This window comes from Pseudomonas sp. B6002, assembly GCF_013385985.1.
GTDB lineage: Bacteria > Pseudomonadota > Gammaproteobacteria > Pseudomonadales > Pseudomonadaceae > Aquipseudomonas.
The window spans coordinates 233,955-249,936 of sequence record NZ_JACAOY010000004.1 but is presented as its reverse complement, the minus strand read 5'-3'; the positions used below and the strand labels follow the sequence as shown (position 1 = coordinate 249,936).

Below are 15,982 nucleotides of genomic sequence, written 5' to 3'. Positions count from 1 at the left end.
TCGGTGGTCGAATCGAGGCGCAGCACCGCCCAGGTATTGCGTCGACTGGCTCCCACAAAGGTGACCGAGTATGGATGATCATGGACGTAACCCTTCTTCCGACCAGCCAATCCTTTATGTGCTTGATACCAACGTACTGATCCACGATCCAAACGCGCTGCTTAACTTCGAAGAACACCACGTCGCCATCCCGATGATCGTGCTTGAGGAGCTCGACAAACTCAAAAGCGGGCACCACAGCGTGGCCGCCGAATGCCGCCAGGCCATTCGCCTGATCGACAAGACCTTGGGCGAAGCATCGCCCGAAGACGTTGAAGTCGGTGTGCCGATCCAGCGAGGCAAAGGCGGGCCCAAGGGCTTGTTGTCGATTCTGATGAGCAAGCGCAGCGAGCCCAACAGCCTGCTGCCGGAAAACCTGAACGACAACAAAATCATCAACCAATTGATCGACCTGCACGCTCGCGACAAGGACCTGCGCGTGGTGCTGGTGACCAAAGACATCAATATGCGCCTCAAGGCACGAGCGTGTGGGATCGCTGCCGAGGACTACAGCACCGACCAACTGGTCGACGACGTGTCGATGCTCTCCCGGGGTTATCACATGATGACCGGCTCGTTCTGGGACCGCGTCAGCAAGGTCGAAACCCGTCAGGACCATGGCCGCACCTGGCACCAGGTTCAGCTGATCGACAACCTGCCGGCCGTGCACATCAATGAATTCATCGTCGACGAGCAGGGCTTCGTGGGCTGGATCAAAGAGATCCAGGTCGACAAGCTGCTGATCCTTGACCTGCATCAGGAACCCCTGTTGCACCAGGAAGCCTGGGGCCTGAAACCGCGTGATATCTACCAGAGCCTGGCGCTGTACGCGCTGCTCGATCCGGACATCCACCTGGTCAACCTGACCGGTGCGGCCGGTTCCGGTAAAACCATTCTTGCCCTGGCTGCCGCCATCGAGCAGACCATGGTGACCAAGCGCTATCGCCGCATCATCGCCACCCGTAGCGTGCAGGGCCTGGACCAGGAAATCGGTTTCCTGCCCGGCACCGAGGCGGAAAAAATGGAGCCGTGGCTGGGGGCGATCACCGACAACCTCGAAGCCTTGCACATGGATGACGAAAACACCCATGGCAGCGTCGACTACATCCTCAGCAAAGTGCCGTTGCAGTTCAAATCCCTCAACTACATCCGAGGTCGCAGCTTCCAGCAAAGCCTGATTTTGATCGATGAATGCCAGAACCTCACGCCGCACCAGATGAAAACCATCATCACCCGTGCCGGCGCCGGTTCCAAAGTGGTGTGCCTGGGCAACCTGGCACAGATCGACACCCCTTACCTGTCCGCGACGAGCTCCGGGCTGACCTACCTGACGGAACGCTTCAAAGACTTCCCGAACGGCGTGCACATTGCGCTGCAAGGGGTTCCACGCTCGATCCTGGCTGAATACGCCGAATCTCACCTCTAACCGACCCATAGGGGCCGGGCTTTTTGTGGGAGCTGGCTTGCCTGCGATAGCATCACCGCGGTGTAGCTGATACACCGCGGTGCCTGCATCGCAGGCAAGCCAGCTCCCACATTTGTTATGCGTTAGGTTTACAATCGCTGCTCCTGATCAGGAGTATCCCTGTGCTGACTCATCTCGATTCCCAAGGTCGCGCCCACATGGTCGACGTCACCGACAAAGCCGTGACGTTCCGTGAAGCGGTGGCCGAAGCGCGGGTGCGCATGTTGCCCGAGACCCTGAAAATGATCGTCGACGGCGCCCACCCCAAGGGCGACGTGTTTGCCGTGGCCCGCATCGCCGGGATCCAGGCAGCGAAAAAAACCAGCGACCTGATCCCCCTGTGCCACCCGTTGATGCTGACTGGCGTCAAGGTGGAACTCAGCGCCGACGGCGTGGACGCGGTGCACATCCTGGCACGCTGCAAACTCTCCGGCCAGACCGGCGTGGAGATGGAGGCCCTCACGGCCGCCAGCGTCGCCGCACTGACCATTTATGACATGTGCAAAGCGGTAGACCGCGGCATGACCATCGAAAATATCCGTCTGCTGGAAAAGCTTGGCGGTAAAAGCGGGCACTTCAAGGCGGACCAGGCATGAGCATCAACGTATTGTTTTTCGCACGCTACGCCGAGGCGGTGGGGTTTGACTCGCTGGAGATGGAGGGCGACTTTGCCACCGTCGATGCCGTACGGCAGGCCCTGGCCAGCGACCCTGAGTTTGCGGTGCTCAACGAAGCCAGCCTGATGTGCGCGCGCAACGAAGAATTGTGCGGCCTCGATGAGCCCGTGCAAGCCGGCGATGAAGTGGCGTTCTTCCCGCCCGTGACCGGAGGCTGACCATGGCCATTCGTGTGCAGGCCCAGGCGTTCGATCCCGGTGCCGAAGTCAACGCGATGCACGCGGCCAATGTCGGCGTCGGCGCGGTGGTGAGCTTTGTCGGCTATGTACGCGACTTCAACGACGGCTTCGATGTGGCGGGGATGTTCCTCGAGCATTACCCCGGCATGACCGAAAAAGCCCTGGCCAAGATCGCCGTGGAAGCCGAACAGCGTTGGCCGTTGCTCAAGCTGGAAGTGTTGCACCGCATCGGCAGCCTGGAGCCGGGCGAGCCTATCGTCTTCGTCGCCGCCGCCAGTGCCCATCGGCAGGCGGCGTTTGATGCTTGTGCATTTGTGATGGATTACCTCAAGACCCGGGCGCCGTTCTGGAAAAAAGAAAACACCAGCGCAGGCCCGCGCTGGGTTGAAGGGCGCAGCAGCGATCACACCGCCGCAGACCGCTGGAAATAATTCCTGGGGATGGGGCCGTCAATGTGGGCTTGTGTGGGAGCTGTCTTGCCTGCGATAGCATCACCGCGATATGAATGAAGCACCGCAGTGCCCGCATCGCAGGCAAGCCAGCTCCCACATTTGATCTGCTGCGGGTTAAAGAGCAGGGCAATTCAGCCTTGCTGGCGACAGCATCGCCTCGGTCAACCCAAGCCCGGTCAGTGAGTCGGGCAACGGCTCCCCTCGCACCAGCGCCGCGCTGGCCTGCCCCATGGCCGGGGAGGTCTGGATGCCGTAACCGCCTTGGGCGGCCACCCAGAACAACCCTTCCACGTGTGAATCAAACCCGCACACCAGGTCGCCGTCACTGACAAAACTGCGCAGCCCTGCCCATGTGCGGGTCGGGCGGCGGATGGTCAGGGTGGTGGCTTCTTCGATGTGGTAGATGCCCATGGCAATGTCCAGTTCTTCGGGCTGCACGTCGTGGGGTTCTACCGGGTCGGCGTTGGCGGGTGAGCCCAGAAACATGCCGGCATCCGGCTTCATGTAGAACGAGCCGTCCAACGCCGCCAGCTCGGGCCAGGCGTTGGTATTCACATCCTCGGGCGGGGCGAAGATAAACGCGCTGCGGCGCTTGGGTTGCAGGCCGATCGGGGGTGCACCGGCCAAGGCGCCGATCTGGTCGGCCCAGGCGCCGGCGGCGTTGATCACCACCGGCGCGGTGAACACGTGGTGCGCCGTGTGTACCTGCCAGTGGCCGTGGTTGTCGCGGTGCAGCTGTTGTACTTCGCTGTCGGTGTGGATCTCGCCCCCATTGCGCCGAATACCGCGCAAGTAGCCTTGGTACAGCGCGTCGGTGTCGATATCGCAGACGGTCGGGTCGTAGATCGCGCCGTGTACTTTTTCCGGGCGCAGGATCGGCATCATCTCCAAGGCGTCATCGGCGTCCAGCAAACGGGTAGCGGGCACCAAAGCCTTGGCGCTCTGGTAGTGGCGCTGCAGCTCCTCGGCGTCACCCACCAGGTCGACGATGATTTCGCCACGGGGTGTCAGCAAGGGATGCTCGGTAAAACCGGTAGGTGGGTGGTCGAAGAAGGCGCGGCTGCCCAGGGTCAGGGCGCGTACCTGCGGTGTGCCGTAGGCGGCGATGTAGAGCGCGGCAGAGCGGCCGGTGGAGTGGTAGCCCGGCATGGACTCGCGCTCCAGCACGATGACGCGGGCCTGTTGCGACAGCCAGTAGCCGGCCGAGGCACCGGCAATGCCGCCGCCGATGATGAGGTAGTCGGCGTGGTTCATGGTTCCTCCTGGAATCCTCATTTCTAAGCAGGAACCCGATCCACTGTAGGAGCCGGCTTGCCGGCGATAGCTACCCCAAGGCCAGCGGCGATCTTGGGGCCCTCATCGAAGGCAAGCCAGCTCCCACACAAGCCAGCTCCTACAGGTCGAGTGCATTCCAGCCTTTAAGGGCGTTTGCGCTCTACGGCCCGCAACAGGTGCGTCGGCGGCGTTTCGCAGCTGATCTTGCGACCCAGCAACGCCTCGATCGACGGCAACTGGTACGAGTCATCTTCCCCGGCAAAACTGATCGACACACCCGCCGCCCCGGCACGACCGGTACGGCCGATGCGGTGTACGTAGTCGTCCGGCACTTCCGGCAGGGTGAAGTTGATCACGTGGCTGATACCGTCGATGTGAATGCCGCGGCCGGCCACATCGGTGGCCACCAGCACGCGGATCTTGCCTTCGCGGAAGCCCTCCAGCGTCTTGATGCGCTTGTGCTGGGGCACGTCGCCGGACAGCTGCGCTGCGTTGACGCCGTCGCGCACCAGGCGCTCTTCGATGCGGCGCACTTCGTCCTTGCGGTTGGCAAACACCATCACGCGCTCCCAACCGTTGTCGTTGACCAGGTTGTAGAGCAGCTTGTATTTGTCGGCGCCGGCCACGGCGTAGATGTGTTGCTCGACGTTTTCGCTGGCCACGTTTTCCGCTTCGATCTCGACGATGGACGGGTCAGTGGTCCATTGCTTGGCCAGGTTCATCACGTCATCGGTGAAGGTGGCGGAGAACAGCAGGGTCTGGCGCTCGGATTTCGGCGGGGTCTGGCGAATGATCTGGCGCACTTGCGGGATAAAGCCCATGTCGAGCATGCGGTCGGCTTCGTCCAGCACCATCACTTCGACCATGTCCAGGTGCACGTCGCCGCGCTGGTTGAAGTCGAGCAGGCGGCCCGGGGTGGCGACCAGGATGTCGCAATGGCGCGCTTCGAGGTGCTTGAGCTGCTTGTCGAAGTCCATGCCGCCCACGAACGTCATGACGTTGAGGCCGGTGTACTTGGTCAGGTCGGCGGCGTCCTTGGCGATCTGCACCACCAGCTCCCGGGTCGGGGCGATGATCAGCGCGCGGGGTTCACCCATGTAGCGCTCTTTCGGCGGCGGCGTCTGCAGCAGCTGGGTGATGATCGAGATCAGGAACGCGGCGGTCTTGCCGGTGCCGGTCTGGGCGCGGCCGATGGCGTCTTTGCCGGCGAGGGTGAAGCCCAGCACCTGCGCCTGGATCGGCGTGCAATACGGGAAGCCCAGGTCCTGGATGGCGTGCATCAGTTCCGGGGCGAGTTTGAAATCATGGAAGCGGGTCTTGCCTTCCTGGGGTTCGACGACGAAGTCTTCGAGTTTCCACGGCTTGACCGGTGGTTTGGGCGCACGTTCGCGGCGTGGCTTAGGCGCTGGCGGCGCGGCTTCAGCCGGTTTTGCCTGCTCAGGCGGTGTCACCGTAGGCGTTTCAGGCTGAGCGACAGGTGCAGTCCGGTCGGGCTGTTTACCGTCATTGCGGCTGCCAGCAGTGGGGGCAGGGGCAGTGGGAACAGGCGCGAGCGGCTCGGCCTCGCTTTTGCCGAACATCTTCTTGAGTGCTTCGAGCACGGTGATCTCATTAATTGGTTAAGGAATGTACGCCGGCCAGTGTAATGCAAGAATCGGGCGCGGCGTAGTGCGTCTGTCATGTGGCTACATAATGTGTGGTTTTCAGCCCAGGCGAGCGGTCAACCAGGCACCTATATCGCGTATCTCTTCGGGTAACACTTCGTGGCCCATTGGGTATTCCTGCCATGTCACGGTGACACCACGGCTCTTCAAATGCTCGTAGGCGCTGCGACCCATGGCGTTCTGGACCACGTCGTCGTATTGGCCATGCAGGCACAGGGTGGGAATGCGTTGCTGGCTGGCGGACAGTTCCAGCTCGTCACCGAAGGTAGGCGCATAGGTGGAGAGGGCGATCACGCCACCCAGCGGGCCTTCCCAATTCAAGAATGCGGTGTGGAAAACCACGGCGCCACCCTGGGAAAAACCGGCGAGGAAAATTCGCGAAGCGTCTATTCCGGTTCTCTTCTGCGCTTCGATCAAATCCGTGACGGTTTTTGCCGACACTTCCAGCTCTTCCAGGCTGATGGAGCGGGCCGGGCTCATGGCCTTGATGTCGTACCAGCTCGGCATCTCGTAACCGCCGTTGATGGTCACCGGGCGGGTCGGCGCCTGGGGCAAAACGAAGCGGGTAGTCAGCAAGCTTTCCTGCAGGGCTTCGGCCACCGGCAGGAAGTCGTAGCGATCGGCACCCAGGCCATGCAACCAGATTACGCAGGCGTCTGCGGGCTTGGCGGGCTGAAGAATCAAGGGTTCGGTCATGTCTGCTCCATATATGTGCGCGCGCTCCGATTGAGTGCGTCGGAACGGTGCGCGACGGGTTGATCTGTTAAGAGAATGTCGCACGGTTGAATCTTTTTCTATTGACCATGGGCTGAAACGACTCAGCCAGCACTCTGGTACGGGCCTTGCTATGTGTAGGTCGATGTCAGAACTAACCCAGGACGGTAACACTATCAGTGACTGCCGCTTGTGGGATAGCAACTGGAATTATTGCGAAAGCCTCATGCCGCTCGACCTAAAAAAAGCCAACACAGGTCGATATCGCCTCATAAGGGTGCGCTGGGGTTCGAGCTCCGACACAACAAGAGCAAAACTGGAGGTTTGAATGAAGGTATTGAAATCCACCCTGGCCATCGTGTGTGCGGCGGCCGTGCTGGGTGTTAGTGGTTTCGCCCAAGCCGGCGCCACCCTGGACGCCGTGCAGAAGAAAGGCTTTGTGCAATGTGGCGTGAGTGACGGCCTGCCGGGTTTCTCGGTACCGGATGCCGGCGGCAAGATCCTGGGGATCGACGCTGACGTATGCCGCGCTGTAGCCGCTGCCGTTTTCGGCGACGCTACCAAGGTCAAATTCAGCCAGTTGAATGCCAAGGAGCGTTTCACCGCGCTTCAGTCCGGCGAAGTCGACATCCTGTCGCGTAACACCACCATGACCAGCTCCCGCGATGCCGGCATGGGCCTGAAATTCCCAGGCTTCATCACCTACTACGACGGTGTTGGCTTCCTGGTAAACAACAAGCTGGGCGTGAAAAGTGCCAAGGAACTGGACGGTGCAACCATCTGCATCCAGGCCGGTACCACCACTGAGCTGAACGTTTCCGACTACTTCCGCGCCAACAACCTCAAATACACCCCGATCACCTTTGACACCTCCGATGAAAGCGCCAAGTCGCTGGAATCCGGTCGTTGCGACGTGCTGACCTCCGACAAGTCGCAGCTGTTCGCACAGCGCAGCAAGCTGGCTTCGCCGAAGGACTACTCGGTTCTGCCGGAAACCATTTCCAAAGAACCACTGGGCCCAGTCGTGCGTAACGGCGACGACGAGTGGCTGGCCATCGTGCGCTGGGTTGGCTACGCCATGCTCAACGCTGAAGAAGCCGGCATCACCTCGAAGAACGTTGAAGCTGAAGCCAAGTCCACCAAGAACCCGGACGTTGCACGTCTGCTCGGTGCTGACGGCGAATACGGCAAAGACCTGAAACTGAAAAAGGATTGGGTTGTACAGATCGTCAAGCAAGTCGGTAACTACGGCGAAGTCTTCGAGAAAAACCTCGGCAAGAGCACCCCGCTGGAAATCGACCGTGGCCTGAACGCGCTGTGGAACAACGGCGGCATTCAATACGCACCACCTGTGCGCTGATCGCTGATGGTTCTGTCACCCGGTGGGCCAACCGCCGGGTGATGTTCTGTTCCATTCTTTCCGGGGCACTTCATGCAAAATCAAATCGGCGCACCAAAGCAGAAGCTCAGCTTCAGCGATCCCAAAGTGCGTGCGTGGCTCTTCCAGATCATCACGATTGTGGCGGTGGTCTCGCTGGGCTGGTACCTCTTCAACAACACCCAGACCAACCTGCAACACCGGGGCATTACCTCGGGTTTCGACTTTCTTGAGCGCAGTGCCGGCTTCGGCATCGCGCAGCACCTGATCGACTACACCGAATCGGACAGCTACGCCCGCGTGTTCGTCATCGGTTTGCTCAACACCCTGCTGGTGACCGTGATCGGCGTGGTGCTGGCGACGATCCTCGGGTTCATCGTCGGCGTCGCGCGCCTGTCGCCGAACTGGATGATCAACAAGCTGGCGACGGTGTATGTGGAAGTGTTCCGCAACATCCCGCCGCTACTGCAAATCCTGTTCTGGTATTTCGCGGTGTTCCTGACCATGCCGGGGCCGCGTAACAGCCACAACTTCGGCGATACCTTCTTTGTCAGCAGCCGTGGCTTGAACATGCCGGCAGCACTGGCCGCTGAGGGTTTCTGGCCGTTCGTGGCGAGCATCGTGGTCGCCATCGTGGCCATCGTGTTCATGGCCCGCTGGGCCAACAAGCGCTTTGAAGCCACCGGCGTGCCGTTCCATAAGTTTTGGGCGGGCCTGGCGCTGCTCATCGTGATCCCGGCGTTGTGCGCCCTGATCTTCGGCGCCCCCCTGCACTGGGAAATGCCGAAGCTGCAAGGGTTCAACTTTGTCGGTGGCTGGGTACTGATCCCCGAACTGCTGGCACTGACCCTGGCGCTCACCGTCTACACGGCCGCGTTCATCGCCGAGATCGTGCGTTCGGGCATCAAGTCCGTCAGCCACGGCCAGACCGAAGCTGCACGTTCCCTGGGCCTGCGCCCTGGGCCGACGCTGCGCAAGGTCATCATCCCGCAGGCCCTGCGGGTGATCATTCCGCCGCTGACCAGCCAATACCTCAACCTGGCGAAGAACTCGTCGCTGGCCGCCGGTATCGGTTACCCGGAAATGGTTTCGCTGTTTGCCGGCACGGTACTCAACCAGACCGGCCAGGCCATTGAAGTCATTGCCATCACCATGAGCGTGTACCTGGCGATCAGCATCAGCATTTCCCTGCTGATGAACTGGTACAACAAGCGCATTGCGCTGATCGAGCGGTGAGGAAACACCCATGAGTACGCATACTTTCAAACCTGATATGCCGCCGCCGAGCAAAGTCTTCGGCCCGGTGGCGTGGATGCGCGCCAATCTGTTCTCCAGCTGGCTCAACACCCTGCTGACCTTGTTGGCGATTTACCTGGTGTACCTGGTGGTGCCACCGATCCTGCATTGGGCCATCATCGACGCTAACTGGGTGGGCACCACCCGCGCAGACTGCACCAAGGAAGGCGCCTGCTGGGTGTTTATCCAACAGCGCTTCGGACAGTTCATGTACGGCTACTACCCGGGCGACCTGCGCTGGCGCGTGGACCTGACCGTGTGGCTGGCCATCGTCGGCGTGGCGCCGTTGTTCATCTCGCGCTTCCAGCACAAGGCGATCTACGGCCTGAGCTTCCTGGTGCTGTACCCGATCATTGCCTACTTCCTGCTGCACGGCGGTGTGTTCGGCCTGACCAACGTGGCGACCAGCCAATGGGGCGGCCTGATGCTGACCCTGGTGATCGCCACCGTCGGTATCGCCGGTGCCTTGCCGTTGGGCATCGTGCTGGCGTTGGGGCGGCGTTCGAACATGCCGGCGATTCGAGTGGTCTGCGTGACCTTCATCGAATTCTGGCGCGGCGTGCCGTTGATCACGGTGCTGTTCATGTCCTCGGTGATGCTGCCGTTGTTCCTGCCTGAAGGCATGAACTTCGACAAGCTGCTGCGGGCCCTGATCGGCGTGATCCTGTTCCAGTCGGCCTACGTGGCCGAAGTGGTGCGCGGCGGTCTGCAAGCCATTCCCAAAGGGCAGTATGAAGCTGCTGCGGCGATGGGCCTGGGTTACTGGCGCAGCATGGGCCTGGTGATTTTGCCGCAAGCCCTGAAGCTGGTGATCCCGGGCATCGTCAACACGTTTATTGCGCTGTTCAAGGACACGAGCCTGGTGATCATTATCGGCTTGTTCGACCTGCTCAACAGCGTCAAGCAAGCGGCTGCCGACCCGAAATGGCTGGGCATGGCCACTGAAGGCTATGTGTTCGCCGCCCTGGTGTTCTGGATTTTCTGTTTTGGTATGTCGCGCTATTCCATGCATCTGGAACGCAAGCTCGACACAGGCCACAAGCGTTAGGAGTTCTTTTATGAGCGAAGCAATCAAAAAGCCTGTGGGCCCTGAAGGCATTATCCAGATGCAGGGCGTCAACAAGTGGTACGGCCAGTTCCACGTGTTGAAAGACATCAACCTCAACGTCAAGCAGGGCGAGCGTATCGTGCTGTGCGGCCCGTCGGGTTCAGGCAAGTCCACCACCATCCGCTGCCTCAACCGCCTGGAAGAGCACCAGCAGGGCCGCATCGTGGTCGATGGTGTGGAACTGACCAACGACCTCAAGCAGATTGAAGCGATCCGCCGTGAAGTCGGCATGGTGTTCCAGCACTTCAACCTGTTCCCGCACCTGACCATCCTGCAGAACTGCACGCTGGCGCCGATGTGGGTCCGCAAGATGCCCAAGCGCAAGGCCGAGGAAATCGCCATGCACTACCTGGAGCGCGTGCGCATTCCGGAGCAGGCCCACAAGTTTCCAGGGCAACTGTCCGGCGGCCAGCAACAGCGTGTGGCGATTGCCCGCGCACTGTGCATGAAGCCGAAAATCATGCTGTTCGATGAGCCGACCTCGGCACTCGACCCAGAGATGGTAAAGGAAGTACTCGACACCATGATCGGCTTGGCCGAAGACGGCATGACCATGCTGTGCGTCACCCACGAAATGGGTTTTGCGCGCACCGTGGCCAACCGCGTGATCTTCATGGACAAGGGCGAGATCGTGGAGCAGGCGGCGCCGAATGACTTCTTCGACAACCCGCAGAATGACCGGACCAAGTTGTTCTTGAGCCAGATTCTGCATTGATCGATGGGTGAATAAATAAACCCGGCCCTGTGCCGGGTTTATTTTTGCCTGCGTTTTTTTCAGGACGCCTGAGCCGCCAGTAGCTGTGCATCCCTGGCGATGAGTAGTTGGTTCAAGTCTTTCCCCGCGTTGAGGACCTCGATTTCAGCCAGCAGGTGTGGGTGTTTATCCAGAAGGCGCATCAATGTGAGCAACGGTTCCGGCGGAAAAATTTCAGCCCGTTCGTAGCGTGAAAATGCATTGTGCCCACGGACGGTGAAGAGCCTCACCGCGTCTTTTTGCGTGAGGTGCAGTTTGCGGCGGATTCGCTTCATTTCGGCGGCGATGATTTTGCGTGCGTCGATCAACAGCAGATCAGAGGCCTTGCAATAACGCTCTGCACTGTCGTCGTCGTGATCGAATTCAACTTCATGGCAGACCTCGCATTCCCAGCCTGCAATGTCGGGGATATCTCGAACCATTCCCCGCGTGTTGATCGTGAAGGTGCGACCTTCGAAGTGCTGCATTGCGTCATGGGTTCCGCAGCTCATGCATTGCTGGGTTCTCATAGGGGTTTCTCCTTGAAGGAGATTACGGGAGGACCACCGCCTGGGCGGTAAGTGACCTTGATGTAAATCTCCGTGCCGTAAATCTTGATCAGGTAGACGTCCTGCCATACCCGATGGTCTGCATAGGTCGTCATCGATTTGCACAACATTCGGCGCTCAAGGGCGCAGACCACCTGTTGCATTTGGTCCAGGCTCAATTCGAGCTGTCGAGCTCCCTCTCGGGCAGTTGCGGTGAACGCCCTGAAACCCAACTTAATGACCTCAGCCTTAACCAACGCCAAATCGTAGTGAGGTGTGTACTTTTCCATAAGACACCTGAGTCCAATAATTACCCTCAGAGGGTAATTTTACCAATCGAAAATACTGCTCCTTTTCCTGCTTAAGAACCGTAGTGCGTTGCCTTTGTAGGCAACTCCGAATAGGCTGTAGGAAAATTCATCCTATGATTGGACGAAAGCTTAAAACCTATGACAGACATCGCCCCCTTGATCAAACGCTCTCTGGTCGACCAGGCCCTGGAGCAGCTGCGCCTGCGCATCAGCCAGGGCACGTGGGCCATTGGCGAACGCCTGCCCACCGAGCCCGAGCTGTCTGCCGAGCTGGGCATCAGCCGCAATACCGTGCGTGAGGCCATGCGTGTGCTGGCGTTTTCCGGGTTGATTGAGATCCGCCAGGGCGACGGCAGCTACTTGCGCTCGATGACTGACCCGTTGGGCACGATGCGCGCGCTTTCCCATTGCACGCTGGAGCAGGCGCAGGAGACCCGGCAGATCCTGGAGGTGGAGGCGATCAGCCTGGCCGCGTTGCGCCGCACCGACGAAGACCTCAAAAGGCTGCGCGAGGCCCTCGACGCCAGCGCGGCGTTGTATCACGGCGACCTGGAGGCCTACATCAGCGCCGACCTGATCTTTCACAAGCACTTGGTGGACGCCGCGCACAACCCGGCGCTGAGCGAGTTGTACCAGTACTTTTCCGCCATCGTCGGCGCCCAGTTGCGCCAGACCTTGAACATCACTCCGCGCCGCCAGGCAGTGTTCGACCTGCATATCGCCTTGCTCGAAGCCGTCGAAAAACAAGACCCGGAACGCGCCAAATCCCTCTGCCGGCAGTTGATCAATGAACCCTGAAACCAAACTCGAAGAACTGTTGATCGACGCCGAAGCCGACGATGACGTTGTGCAACACACCCCACCCGCCATGAGCCGCCCCTGGTTGCTGATCCTGGGGCTGGTCCTGGTGGCGATGAACCTGCGCCCGGCGCTGTCGAGTCTGTCGCCGTTGCTCAATGACGTCTCGGCCAGCCTGGGCCTGTCGGCGGCCAAGGCCGGTCTGCTGACCACCTTGCCGGTAATGTGCCTGGGCTTGTTCGCGCCACTGGCGCCGATCCTGGCCCGGCGTTTTGGTGCCGAGCGGGTGGTGCTGGGGATTTTGCTGACGCTGGCCGGCGGCATCATCCTGCGCAGCTCGTTCGGCGAGGCCGGGCTGTTCGTTGGCAGCCTGATTGCCGGCGCCAGTATCGGCATCATCGGCGTATTGCTGCCGGGCATCGTCAAGCGTGACTTCGCCAAACAGGCCGGGACCATGACCGGTGTCTATACCATGGCGCTGTGTCTGGGCGCGGCGCTGGCGGCGGGGGCCACGGTGCCGCTGAGTCATTTCTTCGGCGACAGCTGGACCTTCGGCCTGGGGTTCTGGATCGTGCCCGCGCTGGTTGCGGCGTTGTTCTGGTTGCCACAGGTGGGGCAAAAACATGGCGCTCATCAAGTGGCTTACAAGGTGAAGGGGTTGCTCCGCGATCCGCTGGCCTGGCAAGTGACCTTGTACATGGGCCTGCAATCATCCCTGGCCTACATCGTGTTCGGCTGGGTGCCATCGATCCTGATCAGCCGTGGCCTGAGTGCCACCGAAGCCGGCTTGCTGCTGTCGGGTTCGATCATCGTGCAATTGTTCAGCGCCTTGACCGCGCCGTGGCTGGCCACCCGGGGCAAGGACCAGCGCCTAGCCATTGTGGTGGTGATGCTGTTGACCCTGGGCGGGCTGTTTGGCTGCCTGTTTGCGCCCCTTGAAGGGTTGTGGGGCTGGGCGATTCTGCTGGGGTTGGGCCAGGGCGGTACGTTCAGCCTGGCGCTGACCCTGATCGTGCTGCGCTCGCGGGATTCCCACGTGGCGGCCAACCTGTCGGGCATGGCCCAGGGCATCGGGTACACGCTGGCCTCATTGGGCCCGCTGGCGGTCGGTGTGTTGCATGACTGGACCGGTGGCTGGGGCGCCACCGGCTGGGTGTTCGGCGTGATCGGCCTGGGCGCGATCATCGCGGGTCTGGGGGCCGGCCGCGCCCGATACGTAGACGTACAGAGCGAGGCCGTCCCTGTCGCAGGGCCTTGATTTACAGGTAGTTCACGGTGATTGTTGCGGAGCCGTCGATTGCGACCTCTTTATCAAGGGTCAGATTTTTAGTGGGTGCAATACTCAGATAGGACGACATGTCGGCACTCAGCACTTGCACCGGGATTGGGGCCAGGCTGCCGGTGTTTGCGACCGAGATCAATGTAGTGGTTGCAAGGACCCGCCCCCCATACCAGGGTCCACCGTCGTCGGACGCGATTGTGCGTACTGCCACGCCATCGGCAATGGGGTTATCCACACGCAACTCAATACCGCCCAATTTTTCGGTGCCATTGATCAATCCCAGGCCGAAGTCGTACGGGTTGTCCTCTTCGAAGTGGGTACCTGCCCGATTGTCTTTGCCCGAGACTGCCATCAGTGTCGCGGCATCGCAGGTGACGGTCAGTTTGATGAGGGGGGTGGGAATATGAGTCGCCCTGTCAGCATTGAGCTCCTTTGTGGAGATCTTGCCGATATCAATGACCCCGCCGTTACCCAGTGTGGGTGTACAGGCGCTTGGGGTGATTGTGCCTTTGACGCTCAGGTCGACGCTGGACGCGGCGGACACATGGCCTGCGCTCATCATCAGCGCGGTGATCAACAGGTTACGGGTGATGCTCATGGTATTGCTCCTACAGGGTTGGGAAAAAACGCGAATTACAGGTACACAACTTCCAACGTGGCCGATCCGTCCATCGGCGTTTCCACGCTGAGCGTCCAGGTTCTGTCGGGCGTTGTGTGGCTTCCAGCTTCAGGCGGCTGGTCAGCGTCTAGGGGATTGGCGACAAGGGTCAGAGGTAACGCACGGTCAGGGTGATCGAGCCGTCGATGGGAACTTCATTGGTCAGGGTCAGGCTGTTGGTCGGGGCAATTTCCGCCTCGATCCGCAGGGTTGAAACCAGGAGTTGCACCGGTACCGGAGCGGTGGTAGCGCCCTGACGAACCGAGACAAGGTTACTTGTCGGTTTGAAAAACCCTCCTGTGGTCCAAGTCAGACCGCCATCCGACGAGTTGATGGAATAGGCCACCACGCCATCTGCGATGTGAGAGCGGAGCGCGGCCGTCATGGCCCCTAGTTTCTCGGTACCGTTGATCAAGCCCAGCCCGAACAAGTAGTCGTCGTTGATGTGGGCCGAACCGGCGCGATTGTCCTTGGGCTCAAGCGCTATCAACGTCGCGCCCTCACAGGTGGTCGTCACCTCGGCATTCAGCACGGGTAAGTATGTAGCGCCGTCTGGGGACAGATCCTTGGCGGCGATTTTGCCCAAGTCAAATTGACCGCCGTTCGAGACACTGACCTCACACGCACTCGGGGTGATCGTCCCCTTGACGCTCAGGTCGACGCTGGACGCGGCGACCACATGGCCTGCGCTCATCATCAGCGCGGTGATCAACAGGTTACGGGTGATGCTCATGGTATTGCTCCTACAGGGTTGGGAAAAAACGCGAATTACAGGTACACAACTTCCAACGTGGCCGACCCGTCCATCGGCGTTTCCACGCTGAGGTCCAGGTTCTGGCGGGCGTTGAGCGTGGCTTCCAGCTTCAGGGTGCTGGTCAGCGTCTGGATGGCCGAGGGGCCGGCAGTGCTGCCGACCACATCGGTGAAACCGAGCAGGCTGCGCGAGCCCACGTCGATGGGGTTGAGGTTGGCGGTGCGCCAGGCCAGGCCGCCGGTGGTGGATTCGGTGCCGTACACCACGGCCAGGTTGTCGACCACGGTCTGCCTGGGGTCGAAGCTCACCGAGTACACGCCGATCTTGTTGCCGCTGGTATCCAGGCCCAGGCCGTAGAAAATCTCGCTGTTGACGTGGGCCGTGCCGTCGCGGTTGTCACGCATGCGCAGGGCGAAGCGGCCAGGTGCGTTGCAGTTGACGGTGAGGGTCAGGTACTTGTGGGGCAGGCGCGTACCGTTGGTGAGGTTGAGGTCATTGCGCGAGATCTTGCCGAAGTCCACCAGCCCACCGCCGGACAGCAGCGGCGTGCAGGCCATGGGCGTGATCAGGCCGGTGACGGCCAGGTCAACGGTGGAGGCGGCGTGTGCGCTGCCCGATACGAATGCCAAGGCAATCAGAAGGTGTTTCATG

General features: G+C 60.7%; 18 protein-coding genes. 10 read left to right on the top strand and 8 right to left on the bottom strand.

The window, feature by feature from the left end:
• Nucleotides 1-70 precede the first annotated feature (70 nt).
• The 4 genes from HX792_RS04675 to moaE all read left to right on the top strand — a co-directional run bounded on the left by HX792_RS04675 (nucleotide 71) and on the right by moaE (nucleotide 2,791).
• Complete coding sequence (locus tag HX792_RS04675) at nucleotides 71-1,465, top strand: PhoH family protein (RefSeq protein ID WP_003188745.1); 1,395 nt, start codon at nucleotides 71-73, stop codon at nucleotides 1,463-1,465.
• A gap of 161 nt (nucleotides 1,466-1,626) precedes the next feature.
• On the top strand, nucleotides 1,627-2,100 hold the full coding sequence (moaC, locus tag HX792_RS04670; protein ID WP_176994994.1) for a cyclic pyranopterin monophosphate synthase MoaC: 474 nt from the start codon (nucleotides 1,627-1,629) through the stop codon (nucleotides 2,098-2,100).
• On the top strand, nucleotides 2,097-2,339 hold the full coding sequence (moaD, locus tag HX792_RS04665) for a molybdopterin converting factor subunit 1 (protein ID WP_176994993.1): 243 nt from the start codon (nucleotides 2,097-2,099) through the stop codon (nucleotides 2,337-2,339). Before moaC ends, moaD begins: the two co-directional genes overlap by 4 nt.
• A 2-nt stretch (nucleotides 2,340-2,341) precedes the next feature.
• Nucleotides 2,342-2,791 carry a molybdopterin synthase catalytic subunit MoaE gene (moaE, locus tag HX792_RS04660; protein ID WP_176994992.1) on the top strand — a complete coding sequence of 150 codons (450 nt, stop codon included), beginning with the start codon at nucleotides 2,342-2,344 and terminating at the stop codon, nucleotides 2,789-2,791.
• A gap of 135 nt (nucleotides 2,792-2,926) precedes the next feature.
• Here moaE and HX792_RS04655 read toward each other — a convergent pair whose 3' ends face one another.
• From HX792_RS04655 to HX792_RS04645, 3 genes are all read right to left on the bottom strand, one after another.
• A complete protein-coding gene (locus HX792_RS04655) occupies nucleotides 2,927-4,066 on the bottom strand; it encodes an FAD-binding oxidoreductase (protein WP_176994991.1) in 1,140 nt (379 codons plus the stop codon).
• A gap of 164 nt (nucleotides 4,067-4,230) precedes the next feature.
• Entirely contained in the window at nucleotides 4,231-5,694 is a 1,464-nt protein-coding gene (gene rhlB / locus HX792_RS04650) for an ATP-dependent RNA helicase RhlB (protein ID WP_176995250.1), read from the bottom strand.
• A gap of 96 nt (nucleotides 5,695-5,790) precedes the next feature.
• Nucleotides 5,791-6,447 (bottom strand): alpha/beta hydrolase, encoded by a 657-nt coding sequence (locus HX792_RS04645; protein WP_176994990.1) that lies wholly within the window; start codon nucleotides 6,445-6,447, stop codon nucleotides 5,791-5,793.
• A gap of 346 nt (nucleotides 6,448-6,793) precedes the next feature.
• Between HX792_RS04645 and HX792_RS04640 the strand changes: the two genes are divergently transcribed.
• The 4 genes from HX792_RS04640 (at nucleotide 6,794) to HX792_RS04625 (ending at nucleotide 10,962) form a co-directional block, all read left to right on the top strand.
• Nucleotides 6,794-7,825, top strand: coding sequence for an amino acid ABC transporter substrate-binding protein (locus HX792_RS04640; protein ID WP_176994989.1), 1,032 nt, complete (start codon nucleotides 6,794-6,796; stop codon nucleotides 7,823-7,825).
• A gap of 72 nt (nucleotides 7,826-7,897) precedes the next feature.
• Nucleotides 7,898-9,079, top strand: coding sequence for an amino acid ABC transporter permease (locus HX792_RS04635; protein WP_176994988.1), 1,182 nt, complete (start codon nucleotides 7,898-7,900; stop codon nucleotides 9,077-9,079).
• Between the two features lie 10 nt (nucleotides 9,080-9,089).
• A complete protein-coding gene (locus HX792_RS04630; protein ID WP_176994987.1) occupies nucleotides 9,090-10,187 on the top strand; it encodes an amino acid ABC transporter permease in 1,098 nt (365 codons plus the stop codon).
• 10 nt (nucleotides 10,188-10,197) lie between these two features.
• Nucleotides 10,198-10,962, top strand: coding sequence for an amino acid ABC transporter ATP-binding protein (locus HX792_RS04625; protein WP_003221897.1), 765 nt, complete (start codon nucleotides 10,198-10,200; stop codon nucleotides 10,960-10,962).
• 59 nt (nucleotides 10,963-11,021) lie between these two features.
• Here the strand turns inward: HX792_RS04625 and HX792_RS04620 are convergent, their stop codons facing one another.
• Together HX792_RS04620 and HX792_RS04615 are read right to left on the bottom strand one after the other, a co-directional pair.
• Nucleotides 11,022-11,510 (bottom strand): type II toxin-antitoxin system MqsA family antitoxin, encoded by a 489-nt coding sequence (locus tag HX792_RS04620; RefSeq protein WP_176994986.1) that lies wholly within the window; start codon nucleotides 11,508-11,510, stop codon nucleotides 11,022-11,024.
• Nucleotides 11,507-11,818 carry a type II toxin-antitoxin system MqsR family toxin gene (locus HX792_RS04615; RefSeq protein ID WP_176994985.1) on the bottom strand — a complete coding sequence of 104 codons (312 nt, stop codon included), beginning with the start codon at nucleotides 11,816-11,818 and terminating at the stop codon, nucleotides 11,507-11,509. Before HX792_RS04615 ends, HX792_RS04620 begins: the two co-directional genes overlap by 4 nt.
• Nucleotides 11,819-11,977: 159 nt before the next feature.
• Between HX792_RS04615 and HX792_RS04610 the strand changes: the two genes are divergently transcribed.
• Together HX792_RS04610 and HX792_RS04605 are read left to right on the top strand one after the other, a co-directional pair.
• Complete coding sequence (locus tag HX792_RS04610) at nucleotides 11,978-12,637, top strand: FadR/GntR family transcriptional regulator (RefSeq protein ID WP_176994984.1); 660 nt, start codon at nucleotides 11,978-11,980, stop codon at nucleotides 12,635-12,637.
• Nucleotides 12,627-13,895, top strand: a complete 1,269-nt coding sequence (locus HX792_RS04605) for a CynX/NimT family MFS transporter (protein ID WP_176994983.1) — start codon at nucleotides 12,627-12,629, stop codon at nucleotides 13,893-13,895. Before HX792_RS04610 ends, HX792_RS04605 begins: the two co-directional genes overlap by 11 nt.
• A gap of 1 nt (nucleotide 13,896) precedes the next feature.
• On the opposite strand, the gene HX792_RS04600 is transcribed toward HX792_RS04605, so the two are convergent.
• From HX792_RS04600 to HX792_RS04590, 3 genes are all read right to left on the bottom strand, one after another.
• Nucleotides 13,897-14,517 (bottom strand): DUF1120 domain-containing protein, encoded by a 621-nt coding sequence (locus HX792_RS04600; RefSeq protein ID WP_176994982.1) that lies wholly within the window; start codon nucleotides 14,515-14,517, stop codon nucleotides 13,897-13,899.
• 169 nt (nucleotides 14,518-14,686) lie between these two features.
• Nucleotides 14,687-15,310 carry a DUF1120 domain-containing protein gene (locus HX792_RS04595; protein WP_176994981.1) on the bottom strand — a complete coding sequence of 208 codons (624 nt, stop codon included), beginning with the start codon at nucleotides 15,308-15,310 and terminating at the stop codon, nucleotides 14,687-14,689.
• 35 nt (nucleotides 15,311-15,345) lie between these two features.
• Nucleotides 15,346-15,981 carry a DUF1120 domain-containing protein gene (locus HX792_RS04590; RefSeq protein ID WP_176994980.1) on the bottom strand — a complete coding sequence of 212 codons (636 nt, stop codon included), beginning with the start codon at nucleotides 15,979-15,981 and terminating at the stop codon, nucleotides 15,346-15,348.
• Between the last annotated feature and the right edge of the window lies 1 nt (nucleotide 15,982).